The 13,639-nt window shown below is 70.2% G+C and carries 10 protein-coding genes; 7 read left to right on the plus strand and 3 right to left on the minus strand.

Annotated elements, in window-relative coordinates:
* Positions 1–106: 106 nt before the first annotated feature.
* Positions 107–697: a flavodoxin family protein gene (locus CRP56_RS30605; RefSeq protein ID WP_097269416.1), complete on the plus strand. Its 591-nt coding sequence runs from the start codon at positions 107–109 to the stop codon at positions 695–697.
* A gap of 106 nt (positions 698–803) precedes the next feature.
* Here CRP56_RS30605 and CRP56_RS30610 read toward each other — a convergent pair whose 3' ends face one another.
* Complete coding sequence (locus CRP56_RS30610) at positions 804–2,003, minus strand: CAP domain-containing protein (protein WP_097269418.1); 1,200 nt, start codon at positions 2,001–2,003, stop codon at positions 804–806.
* 173 nt (positions 2,004–2,176) lie between these two features.
* Between CRP56_RS30610 and CRP56_RS30615 the strand changes: the two genes are divergently transcribed.
* The 4 genes from CRP56_RS30615 (at position 2,177) to CRP56_RS30630 (ending at position 8,428) form a co-directional block, all read left to right on the plus strand.
* Positions 2,177–2,458: an acylphosphatase gene (locus tag CRP56_RS30615; protein WP_059198050.1), complete on the plus strand. Its 282-nt coding sequence runs from the start codon at positions 2,177–2,179 to the stop codon at positions 2,456–2,458.
* A gap of 383 nt (positions 2,459–2,841) precedes the next feature.
* Positions 2,842–3,045 carry a hypothetical protein gene (locus CRP56_RS30620; protein WP_059198049.1) on the plus strand — a complete coding sequence of 68 codons (204 nt, stop codon included), beginning with the start codon at positions 2,842–2,844 and terminating at the stop codon, positions 3,043–3,045.
* A 217-nt stretch (positions 3,046–3,262) separates the two neighbouring features.
* Positions 3,263–6,847: a chromosome segregation protein SMC gene (smc, locus tag CRP56_RS30625; protein WP_097269420.1), complete on the plus strand. Its 3,585-nt coding sequence runs from the start codon at positions 3,263–3,265 to the stop codon at positions 6,845–6,847.
* Between the two features lie 165 nt (positions 6,848–7,012).
* Complete coding sequence (locus CRP56_RS30630; protein ID WP_097269422.1) at positions 7,013–8,428, plus strand: sugar porter family MFS transporter; 1,416 nt, start codon at positions 7,013–7,015, stop codon at positions 8,426–8,428.
* Between the two features lie 120 nt (positions 8,429–8,548).
* On the opposite strand, the gene CRP56_RS30635 is transcribed toward CRP56_RS30630, so the two are convergent.
* Positions 8,549–9,520 (minus strand): LLM class flavin-dependent oxidoreductase, encoded by a 972-nt coding sequence (locus CRP56_RS30635; RefSeq protein WP_097269424.1) that lies wholly within the window; start codon positions 9,518–9,520, stop codon positions 8,549–8,551.
* Positions 9,521–9,625: 105 nt separating this feature from the next.
* Here CRP56_RS30635 and ftsY point away from each other — a divergent pair, with 105 nt between their 5' ends.
* On the plus strand, positions 9,626–10,837 hold the full coding sequence (gene ftsY / locus CRP56_RS30640; RefSeq protein WP_097269426.1) for a signal recognition particle-docking protein FtsY: 1,212 nt from the start codon (positions 9,626–9,628) through the stop codon (positions 10,835–10,837).
* Between the two features lie 63 nt (positions 10,838–10,900).
* Here ftsY and CRP56_RS30645 read toward each other — a convergent pair whose 3' ends face one another.
* Positions 10,901–11,566, minus strand: a complete 666-nt coding sequence (locus CRP56_RS30645; RefSeq protein ID WP_097269428.1) for a bifunctional DNA primase/polymerase — start codon at positions 11,564–11,566, stop codon at positions 10,901–10,903.
* A 432-nt stretch (positions 11,567–11,998) separates the two neighbouring features.
* Between CRP56_RS30645 and nsdA the strand changes: the two genes are divergently transcribed.
* A complete protein-coding gene (gene nsdA, locus CRP56_RS30650; protein ID WP_097269430.1) occupies positions 11,999–13,489 on the plus strand; it encodes a transcriptional repressor NsdA in 1,491 nt (496 codons plus the stop codon).
* Positions 13,490–13,639 lie beyond the last annotated feature (150 nt).

The raw sequence follows: 13,639 nt of genomic DNA on the forward strand, positions 1-13,639 counted from the left end.
TTCAAGCGTACTCGAACGCAGCGCTAACCGGTAGGTTGCACTAACTAGAAGTTAGTGCTTTCCTTTTCTCATCGTCAGTGACCTGCGCATCCCAGGAGAACCCATCGTGACCAGTCCCATCGTGTCCATCGCCTACCACTCCGGTTTCGGCCACACCGCCGTCCTCGCCGAGGCCGTCCGCGCCGGTGTGCAGGAGGCCGGGGCCGAGGTGCATCTGATCAACGTCGCCGAGATCACCGACGAGGAGTGGGCCGTCCTCGACCGCTCCGACGCGATCGTCTTCGGCTCCCCGACCTACATGGGCACCGCCTCCGGACCCTTCCACGTCTTCGCCGAGGCCACCTCCAAGCGCTGGTTCGGCCAGGACTGGAAGGACAAGCTGGCCGCCGGCTTCACCAACTCCGGCTCCAAGAGCGGCGACAAGCTGCACACCCTGCAGTTCTTCCAGATCCTCGCCGCGCAGCACGGCATGCACTGGATCAACCTCGGTCTGCACCCGGGCTGGAACAACAGCGAGGGCTCCGAGCACGACCTCAACCGCCTCGGCGTCTTCGCGGGTGCCGCCGCGCAGACCAACGTCGACGAGGGCCCGGACGCCGTCCACAAGGCGGACGTGGCGACCGCCGAGCACCTCGGGCGCCGCCTGGCCGAGACGGCGAAGGTCTTCGCGCACGGCCGCGCCGCCCTCGCCGCGTAGCCAGTCGCGTAGATATCGGGACAGCAGATATCGGGACATACTAAGGGGCTCCCACCCGGTCACCGGATGGGAGCCCCTCGTCGTCTGTGCCGCGTCGGCTGTGCGACTAGTAGCCGAAGTCCTGGGTCCACCAGGGACCGCCGGCCCCGAAGTGGACGCCGACGCCCAGCGTCTTGAAGTCGCAGTTCAGGATGTTCGCCTTGTGGCCCTCGCTGTTCATCCAGGCCTCCATCACCGCCGCGGCGTCGGCCTGGCCCCGGGCTATGTTCTCGCCGCCCAGGTTGGTGATGCCGGCCGCCTCGGCCCGGTCCCAGGGGGTGTGGCCGCTGGGGTCGGTGTGATCGAAGAAGCCCTGGTCGGCCATGGCGTCGCTGAAGTCCTCGGCGAGCTTGCCCAGCGCGCTGTTCGCGGAGACCGCGCTGCAGCCCACCTTCGCCCGCTCCTCGTTGACGAGCTTCAGCACCTCGGCCTCGGCCTGCGCCTCCGCGGAGATGGTGATGCCCGGCGCGGTGGAGTTCTGCGGCGCCTTGGGGGCCGTCTTCGTCGGCTTCGGCTTCGGCTCCTTGCTCGGCGTCTTCGTCGGCTCCTCGGTCGGCTCCTTGGTGGGCGCCGCCGTCGAGGCCGAGGCCGATGCGGACGGCGTCGGCGAGGCCGTACGGTCGCCGCCGCGGCTGGCCGCCTCGTCGTCCCGGCTGTCGTCGGCGCTGCCGGAGGTGCCGCCCTGCTCGGTCGCCGAGTTGGTCGGGGTGTCCGCGGCCTGCACCTTGTCGCCGCCGCTGCCGCCGCCGATCTTGTAGTTGTCGAGGCCCGGCACCACGCCGGTGGCGACCGCGACGGTGCCGATGGCGACCGCCGCGGAGACCCCGAGCAGACCGGTCTTGACCGGCGTCACGACCTTCTTCTTACGCCGCCGGCGCGAGCCCCCGCGCCGCGGCCCGTCCGCCGGCGAGAAACCCTCGCTCGGCAGCATGACGGTGCTCATGGTCCCCGTGGTCTGGGCGTACTCGTCGTCGGTCGCGTAGAGGTAGGCCTCGCTGCGGGTGTGCGCCTCGGGGTTCAGATAGGGCGCGATGCCGATCGTGGGGTACTCGCCGCTGTGCGGGCCCCGGGCGTCGGCCTCGAAGTCGTAGGAGAACTGCCGGTCGATGCCGTACGCGTGCTGGTCGGCGTCGTACGCGTCCTGCTGGTCGAAGCTGTACGAGTGCTGCGGGTCGTAGCCGCTCGCGTACGAGCCGTCTGTCTGTGTGACCCCCGTGGCGCGGCCCGTGGCGGCGCGGCCGGCGGCGGAGCGTCGGTGGCGTCCCATGTGTCCTGGCCTTCCTCGTCCATTGCGGCCGACTCGCCCCCCGCGGTCGGACCGAACTCACAAAACCCACACGATCGAGTGAGTTTCGTATGAGATTCATTGGCAGGGGACGGTACCGCATGGCGCCAGGGGAGGGAGCGCCCAGAGAGACATTGGTTCGTTAGGTTGCACCTATGAGCGAGGATGTACGACTGGTCGCCTGGGTGCGGGGACGCGTCCAAGGTGTGGGTTTCCGCTGGTTCACGCGGGCCAAGGCGCTGGAGCTCGGTGGGCTGAGTGGTTTTGCTCTCAATTTGGGGGACGGACGGGTCCAGGTGGTCGCCGAGGGCCCGCGCGAGCGCTGCGAAGGACTCCTCGCCTGGCTTCTGGGTGACGACACGCCCGGTCGCGTGGACGGTGTCACCGAGATCTGGGACACACCCCGTGGGGGTTACGACGGCTTCGCCATCCGTTGAACCGGTTCTGTAAACCACGCCTGGTGGAAGCGCCGGGACATGCCACCGGCAGCTGCCCGGGGCGGAAAGACGCTGGTGGTTGCCAAGAATGGGTTCTCGTGGGAGGCTCCGCACTTAAGAATGATCGCTACGCCCCGAGGGCCCCGCAGGAGTCGCTGCGCCGCCGTTTCCCGGCCGCGCGCCACCGGGTTGCCCGCCAATACGGGGCGTGATCGTGTTGACCGTCAAACTTTTTGGTGAGACGCTGAATACACCCCGCGCACCTTAGCTGTTTGGCATGGTTGAACGGCAGCAGCAACTCAACAGTGTCAAGCATCGCGGGTGCGAATCCCTCACGACCCACACCGCTTCGGTCGGTCACTCATTGTGGAGGACCATCCATCATGGCAAAGGCGCTTCTCGGTTACGTCGGCGGCTCCGACCCGCGACTCATTGCCGAGATGCGACGGCTTCAGCAGCGTGTACAGGACCTTGAATCCGAGCTCGTACGGATCCAGGCCGAGAACGACGCGCTCGCGGCTGCCGCTTCTCAGGACTCGCTTCTGGAGAGCATCGACGCACACCAGGCGGAGCCTGCGCTCACCTGATCACTGCATCGCACCACGACAAGCAGTGGTTGGGCCGCCCGTGTCAACCGCTAAGTTGTCAGAGTTTGCAAGGGACGCTTCGGCGTCCCTTCTTTCTTTCCCCCGCACTCCCCTCACCTTCTTTAACGTCTGATGTGCCCTGCACGTTCATGGGTGAAACCGCGGGCAACCGCACGTTCATGGAGTGAGACAACCCCGGAAGGTAGAGTCCAGCGGCGTGCACCTCAAGGCCCTGACCCTCCGCGGGTTCAAGTCGTTCGCCTCGGCGACCACGCTCCGGTTCGAGCCGGGCATCACGTGCGTCGTGGGACCGAACGGCTCGGGCAAGTCCAACGTCGTCGACGCCCTCAGCTGGGTCATGGGCGAGCAGGGCGCCAAGTCGCTGCGCGGCGGCAAGATGGAGGACGTCATCTTCGCCGGCACCACCGGGCGTCCGCCGCTGGGCCGCGCCGAGGTGTCCCTGACCATCGACAACTCCGACGGGGCGCTGCCCATCGAGTACGCCGAGGTCACCATCACGCGGATCATGTTCCGCAACGGCGGCAGCGAGTACCAGATCAACGGGGACACCTGCCGCCTCCTCGACATCCAGGAACTCCTCTCCGACTCCGGCATCGGCCGCGAGATGCACGTCATCGTCGGCCAGGGCCAGCTGGACTCCGTCCTGCACGCCGACCCGATGGGCCGCCGCGCCTTCATCGAAGAGGCCGCCGGCGTCCTCAAGCACCGCAAGCGCAAGGAGAAGGCGCTGCGCAAGCTGGACGCGATGCAGGCCAACCTCGCGCGCGTGCAGGACCTCACGGACGAACTCCGCAGACAGCTCAAGCCCCTCGGCCGCCAGGCCGCGGTCGCGCGCAGGGCCGCCGTGATCCAGGCGGATCTCCGGGACGCCCGGCTGCGGTTGCTGGCCGACGATCTCGTACGTCTGCGAGAGGCGCTGAAGGCCGAGGTGGCCGACGAGGCGGCGCTCAAGGAGCGCAAGGAGACCGCCGAGCAGGAGCTGAAGAAGGCGCTCCAGCGCGAGGCACTCCTGGAGGACGAGGTACGGCAGCTCACCCCACGCCTCCAGCGCGCCCAGCAGACCTGGTACGAGCTCTCCCAGCTCGCCGAACGGGTGCGCGGCACGATCTCGCTCGCCGACGCCCGCGTGAAGAGCGCGACCTCCGCCCCGCCCGAGGAACGGCGTGGCCGCGACCCCGAGGACATGGAGCGCGAGGCCGCCCGCATCCGCGAGCAGGAGGCCGAGCTGGAGGCTGCCCTGGAGGCGGCCGAGCGGGCCCTCGAGGACACGGTCGCCCACCGTGCCGAGCTGGAACGCGCGTTGACCGACGAGGAACGGCGCCTCAAGGACGTGGCCCGGGCCATCGCCGATCGCCGCGAGGGCCTGGCGCGCCTCAACGGCCAGGTGAACGCGGCCCGTTCCCGCGCCGCCTCGGCCCAGGCCGAGATCGACCGCCTGGCCGCCGCGAGGGACGAGGCCCAGGAACGGGCGGTCGCCGCGCAGGAGGAGTACGAGACGCTCAAGGCCGAGGTCGACGGCCTCGACGCGGGCGACGCGGAACTCGCCGAGCAGCATGACGCCGCGAAGGCCGCGCTGGCCGAGGCGGAGGCGGCGCTGACGGCCGCGCGGGAGGCGGCGACGGCGGCGGAGCGCAAGCGGGCGGCGACGCAGGCCCGGCACGAGGCGCTGGCGCTGGGGCTGCGGAGGAAGGACGGCACGGGGGCGCTGCTGGGAGCGAAGGACCGGCTGAGCGGGTTGCTGGGCCCGGCGGCGGAGCTGCTGAGCGTGACGCCGGGCTACGAGGTCGCGTTGGCGGCGGCATTCGGCGCGGCGGCGGACGCGCTGGCGGTCACCTCCCCGTCAGCGGCGGCGGACGCGATCCGACTGCTGCGCAAGCAGGACGCGGGCAGGGCGTCACTTCTTCTGGCCGGGGCCCCGGAATCGCCCCTGAGGGGCGCGGGGAACGGCGCGACAAGCCCCCACCAACCCGCAGACGCCCAACAACCTCAGGCCGCATCATTCGTCCGCGGCCCTTCAGACCTCATGCCGGCGGTAGAACGCCTACTCCACGGCATCGTCGTCGTCAGCACCCTCGAAGACGCCGAAGACCTCGTCTACGCCCACCCCCACCTCACCGCGGTCACCGCCGAAGGCGACCTCCTAGGCGCCCACTTCGCCCACGGCGGCTCCGCGGGCGCGCCGAGCCTCCTCGAAGTACAGGCGTCCGTCGACGAGGCAGCCGCGGAGCTGGAGGAACTGGCCGTCCAGTGCGAGGCCCTCACCGAGGCACAGCACGCCGCGGCGGACCGGCGTAAGGAATGCGCCGCCCTCGTCGAGGAGCTCGCGGAGCGTCGCCGCGCCGCCGACCGGGAGAAGTCGTCCGTCGCTCAGCAGCTCGGTCGGCTCGCCGGCCAGGCGAAGGGTGCCGCGGGGGAGGCCGAGCGGTCGACCGCTGCCGCAGCCCGCGCGCAGGACGCGCTGGACAAGGCGCTCCAGGACGTCGAGGAACTCGCCGAACGGCTCGCCGTCGCCGAGGAGATGCCCGTCGAGGAGGAGCCGGACACCGCCGTCCGGGACCGGCTCGCCGCCGACGGGGCCAATGCCCGGCAGACCGAGATGGAGGCCCGGCTCCAGGTCCGTACGCACGAGGAGCGCGTCAAGGGTCTCGCCGGCCGGGCCGACTCCCTCGACCGTGCCGCCCGCGCCGAGCGCGACGCACGCGCGCGTGCCGAGCAGCGGCGGGCGCGGCTGCGCCACGAGGCGGCCGTCGCCGAGGCCGTGGCCTCCGGTGCCCGGCAGTTGCTGGCGCACGTGGAGGTGTCGCTCGCGCGCGCGGACGCCGAGCGGACCGCCGCCGACGCCGCCAAGGCCCTCCGCGAGCAGGAGCTGACCGCCGCTCGCGCCGCCGGCCGCGACCTCAAGGCCGAACTGGACAAGCTCACCGACTCCGTCCACCGCGGCGAGGTCCTCGGCGCCGAGAAGCGGATGCGGATCGAGCAGCTGGAGACCAAGGCGCTGGAGGAGCTGGGCGTCGAGCCCGCGGGGCTGGTCTCCGAGTACGGCCCCCATCAGCTCGTACCGCCGTCTCCGCCCGCCGAGGGCGAGGAGCTGCCGGAGGACCCCGAGCATCCGCGCAACCAGCCCAAGCAGTTCCACCGGGCGGAGCAGGAGCGGCGGCTGAAGGCGGCCGAGCGGGCGTACCAGCAGCTCGGCAAGGTCAATCCGCTGGCGCTGGAGGAGTTCGCGGCGCTGGAGGAGCGGCACCAGTTCCTCAGCGAGCAGCTGGAGGACCTGCGGAAGACCCGCGCCGACCTGCTTCAGGTGGTGAAGGAGGTCGACGAGCGCGTCGAGCAGGTCTTCACCGAGGCCTACCGGGACACGGCCCGGGAGTTCGAGGGCGTCTTCAGCCGGCTCTTCCCGGGCGGTGAGGGGCGGCTGATCCTCACCGATCCCGACAACATGCTCACCACGGGCGTGGACGTCGAGGCGCGTCCGCCGGGCAAGAAGGTCAAGCGGCTGAGCCTGCTGTCCGGTGGCGAGCGGTCCCTCACGGCCGTAGCGTTGCTGGTGTCGATCTTCAAGGCCCGGCCGAGTCCGTTCTATGTCATGGACGAGGTCGAGGCCGCGCTGGACGACACCAATCTTCAGCGGCTGATCCGGATCATGCAGGAGCTGCAAGAGGCCTCGCAGCTCATCGTGATCACGCACCAGAAGCGGACGATGGAGGTCGCCGACGCGCTGTACGGCGTCTCCATGCAGGGCGACGGCGTCTCGAAGGTCATCAGCCAGCGACTGCGCTGATCCCGTCTACCCGCTCTTCACTTCTTCAATCCTTGAACTCATCCTCCTCAGTGGTGCCTGTTTTCTCACATCGCTTTCGCTGTTGACTTCACAACTTGAAGGCATAAGGTCTGCATCGTTGTTCTTGCCTTCAGGCAGCGTTGCCGATGGCCTTAGGAGTTGAACGTGACCAGCACTGCGCCACCCAAGTCAGGAGCCAGGACGGCTCATCCCGATCATCTCGGGCATGTCATCTTCATCGCGGCGGCCGCCGCGATGGGCGGGTTCCTCTTCGGGTACGACAGCTCCGTGATCAACGGCGCCGTCGAGGCCATCCGGGACCGGTACGACATCGGTTCGGCGGCGCTGGCGCAGGTCATCGCCATCGCCCTGATCGGCTGTGCCATCGGCGCCGCCACCGCGGGCCGGATCGCCGACCGCATCGGCCGTATCCGCTGCATGCAGATCTCCGCCGTGCTGTTCACGGTGAGCGCCGTCGGTTCGGCGCTGCCCTTCGCGCTGTGGGACCTCGCCTTCTGGCGCATCGTCGGCGGTTTCGCCATCGGCATGGCCTCCGTGATCGGCCCCGCCTACATCGCCGAGGTCGCCCCGCCGGCCTACCGCGGCCGTCTCGGCTCCTTCCAGCAGGCCGCGATCGTCATCGGCATCGCCATCTCGCAGCTGGTCAACTGGGGTCTGCTCAACGCGGCCGGCGGCGACCAGCGCGGCAAGCTGATGGGCCTGGAGGCCTGGCAGGTCATGCTCGGCGTCATGGTGATCCCGGCCGTCCTCTACGGCCTGCTCTCCTTCGCCATCCCCGAGTCCCCGCGCTTCCTGATCTCCGTCGGCAAGCACGAGCGCGCCCGCGAGATCCTCAAGGAGGTCGAGGGCGAGCACGTCGACCTCGACTCCCGGGTGGCCGAGATCGAGCACGGCATGCACAGCGAGCACAAGTCCACCTTCAAGGACCTGCTCGGCGGCGGCTTCTTCTTCAAGCCGATCGTCTGGGTCGGCATCGGCCTGTCGGTCTTCCAGCAGTTCGTCGGCATCAACGTCGCGTTCTACTACTCCTCGACGCTGTGGCAGTCGGTCGGCGTCGACCCGACGGACTCGTTCTTCTACTCCTTCACGACGTCGATCATCAACATCGTCGGCACCGTGATCGCCATGATCTTCGTCGACCGCGTCGGCCGTAAGCCGCTGGCCCTCATCGGCTCGGTCGGCATGGTCATCGGCCTCGGCCTGGAGGCCTGGGCGTTCAGCTTCGACCTGGTCGACGGCAAGCTCCCGGCCGCCCAGGGCTGGACCGCCCTCATCGCGGCCCACGTCTTCGTCCTCTTCTTCGCCCTGTCCTGGGGCGTGGTCGTCTGGGTCTTCCTCGGTGAGATGTTCCCGAACCGCATCCGCGCCGCCGCCCTCGGCGTCGCCGCCTCCGCGCAGTGGATCGCCAACTGGGCCATCACCGCGAGCTTCCCGTCGCTGGCCGACTGGAACCTCTCCGTGACCTACGTGATCTACACGGTCTTCGCCGCGCTCTCCATCCCGTTCGTCCTCAAGTACGTCAAGGAGACGAAGGGCAAGGCGCTGGAGGAGATGGGCTGAGCAGCCCGTACGAACTCGGGGGGAAGGGCTCAAACCCCGCTGCCCCTCTCCCCGTGACCCTCACCGCCGCCCCGGCTCGGCCACTGCCCGAGCCGGGGCGGCGGTGTCGCGTCCGGGCGATCAGCCGCCGAGCCTCGGCAGGACGTCCTCGCAGAACAGCCGCAGACTCCGCCACCCCTCCGCGACCGGCATCCCACCGGCCAGCGGATGCAGTACGAGGTTGTCGAGGCCCTGCGCCACGCACTCGTCCGGCGTCAGCACCCGGTACACGCCCTCGGCGCGCAGCCCGGCCACGTCCGTCGCCGCCGACTTCACCGCCGAGCGGATGTCCCCCGACTGCCAGGAGGCGTATGTCCGGGCCTCGTGCAGGAAGTGCTCCCCGTGCGTGGCCCACACCTCGTCCGGGTCCTCCGCGAGGTGCAGCAGCGGGGTCTCGGCGGCCGGCATCATCGTCCAGCCCTCCGTGCCGTACTCGACGAGCCGCTCCTTGTAGTACGCCTCCAGCTCCGGCAGATGCGCGCTGGGGAAGAAGGGCAGGCCTAGCCGGGCGGCCCGGCGGGCGGCGGCCTTCGAGGAGCCGCCGACCAGGAGCAGGGGGTGCGGGTCGGTGAACGGGCGCGGGGTGACCCGTACCGTACGGCCCCGGTAGGTGAACTCCTCGCCGGTCCAGGCCTTGAGCAGGGTTTCCAGCAGTTCGTCCTGGAGTTTGCCGCGCCGCTTCCACTCCACGTCGAACAGGGCGTACTCCTCGGGCCGGTAGCCGATCCCGGCGACCGTGACCAGGCGGCCGCCGCTCAGCAGGTCCAGCACCGCGATCTCCTCGGCCAGCCGCAGCGGGTCGTGGAGCGGGCCGATGATCGCCGAGACGGTGACCGCGACGCGACGGGTGGCGCCGAAGACGGCTGCCGCGAAGGCGAAGGGGGAGGGGAGCCAGTTGTTCGCGACGCCGTGGTGCTCCTCCGTCTGCACGGTGGTGATGCCGTGCTCGTCGGCGTACGCGGCCATCTCCAGGGCGGCCTGGTAGCGGGCGCGCAGGGAGGCGGGGGTGGCGCCGGGCTCGACGAGGTTGAAGCGGACGACGGAGACGGGCATGGGGGTCTCCCTTCACCGGGCGGGTGTGGAGGGGGACGTTAGCTGACGGTGTGTCAGACATCCAGAGCGGTGTCGCAGGACTCCATGACTGATACTGGTCGGGTTATGGAAACCGTCATCCTTGCTGTAGTCATCGCCGTGGTCGTGCTCGGTGTGCTCGGCGGGCTCGTCGTCGGCAGCCGACGCAAGAAGCCGCTGCCCCCGCCGCCTCCCGCAGCGCCCGACATCACCGCCCCTCCGGCCGAGCCGCACATCGGCGACGAGGCCGAGACGCCCCGCGACGAACCGCGCCGGACGATAGAGGAGGTGGACCTGCCCGACGGCTCGACCGGAGTCGCCGTCGAGGAACCGCCCGTCGTCGAAGAGCTCCCGCCGACCGAGATCGAGGTCCCGGAGCCCACCGCCGGCCGCCTGGTGCGGCTGCGCGCCCGTCTCTCCCGCTCGCAGAACGCGCTCGGCAAGGGTCTGCTGACCCTGCTGTCCCGCGAGCACCTCGACGACGACACCTGGGAGGAGATCGAGGACACCCTCCTCACCGCCGACGTCGGCGTCGCCCCCACCCAGGAGCTGGTCGAGGGCCTGCGCGAGCGCGTGAAGGTGCTCGGCACACGGACCCCGGAGGAGCTGCGCGGGCTGCTGCGCGAGGAGCTCCTGAAGCTGGTCGGCACCGACTTCGACCGCACGGTGAGGACCGAGCCCGAGACCAGCAAGCCCGGCATCGTGATGGTCGTCGGCGTCAACGGCACCGGCAAGACCACGACCACCGGCAAGCTGGCCCGGGTGCTCGTGGCCGACGGCCGGTCGGTCGTCCTCGGTGCCGCCGACACCTTCCGTGCCGCCGCCGCCGATCAGCTCCAGACCTGGGGCGAGCGGGTCGGCGCGCACACCGTGCGCGGTCCCGAGGGCGGCGACCCCGCCTCCATCGCGTTCGACGCGGTGAAGGAGGGCAAGGAGATCGGCGCCGATGTCGTGCTGATCGACACCGCCGGACGCCTCCACACCAAGACCGGCCTCATGGACGAGCTCGGCAAGGTCAAGCGGGTCGTGGAGAAGCAGGCGCCGCTCGACGAGGTGCTGCTGGTGCTGGACGCGACGACCGGGCAGAACGGTCTGGTGCAGGCCCGTGTCTTCGCCGAGGTCGTCGACATCACGGGCATCGTGCTGACCAAGCTCGACGGCACGGCCAAGGGCGGCATCGTCATCGCGGTCCAGCGGGAGCTGGGGGTGCCGGTGAAGCTCGTGGGTCTGGGCGAGGGCGCGGACGACTTGGCGCCGTTCGAGCCGGAGGCGTTCGTGGATGCCCTTATCGGGGAGTAGGACGTCGTACACGCGAAGAAGTGCCCGCCCCCAAGGTGCAGTTGGGAGCGGGCACTTCGCTTTCTAGGCGCGGGATCGATGCGCCACGTACGCCAGCGTCCCCAGCAGCAGCCTCGCCGCCGGTGGCTTCGTCGCCGAGTCCAGGGCCGGGGGGCGCAGCCAGTGCACCGGGCCCAGGCCGCCCCGGTCGGACGGCGGAGCCGTGATGTGCGTGCCCGGGCCCAGGCCGCGCAGGTCCAGGGAGGTGGGGTCGTCCCAGCCCATGCGGTAGAGGAGTTCCGGGAGTTCGGCGGCGGCGCCGGGGGCGACGAAGAAGTGGGCGCGGCCCTCAGGGGTGGCGGTCACCGGGCCGAGGGGGAGGCCCATGCGCTCCAGGCGGACCAGGGCGCGCCGCCCGGCCGGCTCGGCCACCTCGATGACGTCGAAGGCCCGTCCGACCGGCAGCATCACCGAGGCGCCCGGGAACTCCGCCCAGGCGCTGGTCACCTCGTCCAGCGTCGCGCCCGCCGGCACCTCCGGCGCGAAGTCGAGCGGATGCGCGCCCGGTGCCCGGCAGTCGGAGTGGCCGCAGGAGCACGCGCCCGCGGCGGCCCGGGCGCCCGGGACCACGTCCCAGCCCCACAGGCCGGTGAACTCGGCCACGGCGGTGCACTCCGACGAGCGGCCGCGGCGACGCGAGGAGGACCGGATGTCGCGGATCCCCCGACTGCTGCCGATCGTGAAGCCCATGCCCCCTCCAACGGGTCCGGCGCACCGGTGGTTACGAGACGCGCACGGAATGTGACCTGAGCGGTGTCGCGCCCGTCCACTCGGCGCCCGGTTGCGCCCCGGGTGGTGCGCTCGGTGATGCGCGCCCCTGAGTGCACCGCTCCGCCCACTCCCGGCTGTCCTATGTCAAGTGAATCGCGTGTCGGCGACGGTGAGTTCATCCGAAGGGGTGGCGAATGGTGGCGTTTCCGGGATCGCCATGGCTGGACGGGTGATCGTAGGATTACTTTGAGTGCACGAGTCCTGGGGCACATGCACTTGTGGGTATGCCGGAGGCAACTCGGTATCCCGTTCGAAGGGTGACAACCGTCGGACAGGAAGCCGTATTTACCGGCATTCTGATAGGGCTTGGCGCACTCAGCGACAAGTGGTCTCAGGGATGGGGGCGTTCCAGTGAGCGGCAACGGCGGAAGCGGAACGGGCGCCGGCAGCGCGGCGAACGGTGACAAGCGCCCCAATGAGCTGCTCACCTCGTGGTTCGTGCGCAGCGGCTGGTCGAAGGGCGAGCTCGCCCGCCAAGTCAACCGCCGGGCCCGCCAGTTGGGCGCCAACCACATCTCCACCGACACCTCGCGCGTCCGCCGCTGGCTGGACGGCGAGAACCCCCGTGAGCCGATCCCGCGGATCCTGTCGGAGCTGTTCTCCGAGCGGTTCGGCTGCGTCGTCTCGGTCGAGGACCTCGGCCTGCGCGCCGCCCGCCAGTCACCCTCCGCGACCGGGGTCGACCTGCCCTGGACGGGCCCGCAGACCGTGGCCCTGCTCAGCGAGTTCTCGCGCAGCGACCTCATGCTGGCGCGGCGCGGCTTCCTCGGGACCTCGCTGGCCCTCTCCGCGGGCCCGTCCCTCATCGAGCCCATGCAGCGCTGGCTCGTCCCCGCCCCGTCCACCGCGCATCACGAGCCGGAGTCCTCGGCCGCCCGCCGCGGTGGCCGCCTCTCCAAGCCCGAGCTGGACCTGCTGGAGTCCACCACCGTGATGTTCCGGCAGTGGGACGCCCAGTGCGGCGGCGGCCTGCGCCGCAAGGCGGTCGTCGGCCAGCTGCACGAGGTGACCGACCTCCTCCAGGAACCCCAGCCCGAGACCACCACCCGCAAGCTGTTCAAGGTCGCCGCCGAGCTGGCCGAGCTCGCGGGCTGGATGTCGTACGACGTGGGCCTCCAGCCCACCGCGCAGAAGTACTTCGTCCTCGCGCTGCACGCCGCCAAGGAGGCGGGCGACAAGCCGCTGGGCTCGTACATCCTCTCCAGCATGAGCCGCCAGATGATCCACCTCGGCCGGCCCGACGACGCCCTGGAGCTGGTCCACCTCGCGCAGTACGGCAGCCGGGACTGCGCGAGCCCGCGGACCCAGTCGATGCTGTATGCGATGGAGGCCCGCGCCTACGCCAACATGGGGCAGCCCGGCAAGTGCAAGCGGGCCGTCCGGATGGCCGAGGACACCTTCGCCGACGCCGCCGACTGGGACGAGCCGGACCCCGACTGGATCCGCTTCTTCTCCGAGGCCGAGCTGTACGGCGAGAACTCCCACTCCTACCGTGACCTCGCCTACGTCGCCGGCCGCAGCCCGACGTACGCCTCCCTGGCCGAGCCGCTCATGCAGCGGGCGGTGGAGCTTTTCGCCAAGGACCAGGAGCACCAGCGGTCGTACGCACTCAATCTGATCGGCATGGCCACCGTGCACCTGCTCCAGCGCGAGCCCGAGCGGAGCGCCGTGCTGGCCGAGGAGGCCATGGCCGTCGCCAAGAAGGTCCGCTCCGAGCGTGTGAACACTCGTATCCGAAAGACGGTCGACACGGCCGTACGCGATTTCGGTGATCTCGCCGAGGTCGTGGACCTCACGGACAAGCTCGCCATCGAGCTGCCCGAGACGGCCGAGGCCGTCTGACAGCCGCAGGAAACCCATGAACCCCGGCCGCGGCCGGCCCTCCCGAACTGCCCGACTCGGCTCCCCCATGCCAGGTCATCGGAAGGCCGTCCGCGGCCGGTTTCTTTCCTTCGGTGAAGGTTGCGCCACGATAACGATCCACTCGGCGAA

This window comes from Streptomyces sp. TLI_55, from assembly GCF_900206255.1.
GTDB lineage: Bacteria > Actinomycetota > Actinomycetes > Streptomycetales > Streptomycetaceae > Streptomyces > Streptomyces aquilus.

Bases quoted from the DNA above. Each gene is read 5' to 3' on its own strand.
- CRP56_RS30610 (WP_097269418.1), bottom strand. From the start codon at position 2,003: ATGGGACGCCACCGACGCTCCGCCGCCGGCCGCGCCGCCACGGGCCGC.
- CRP56_RS30635 (WP_097269424.1), bottom strand. From the start codon at position 9,520: ATGCCCGTCTCCGTCGTCCGCTTCAACCTCGTCGAGCCCGGCGCCACC.
- CRP56_RS30645 (WP_097269428.1), bottom strand. From the start codon at position 11,566: ATGGGCTTCACGATCGGCAGCAGTCGGGGGATCCGCGACATCCGGTCC.
- CRP56_RS30620 (WP_059198049.1), top strand. From the start codon at position 2,842: ATGGCAAAGGCGCTTCTCGGTTACGTCGGCGGCTCCGACCCGCGACTC.
- CRP56_RS30615 (WP_059198050.1), top strand. From the start codon at position 2,177: ATGAGCGAGGATGTACGACTGGTCGCCTGGGTGCGGGGACGCGTCCAA.
- ftsY (WP_097269426.1), top strand. From the start codon at position 9,626: ATGGAAACCGTCATCCTTGCTGTAGTCATCGCCGTGGTCGTGCTCGGT.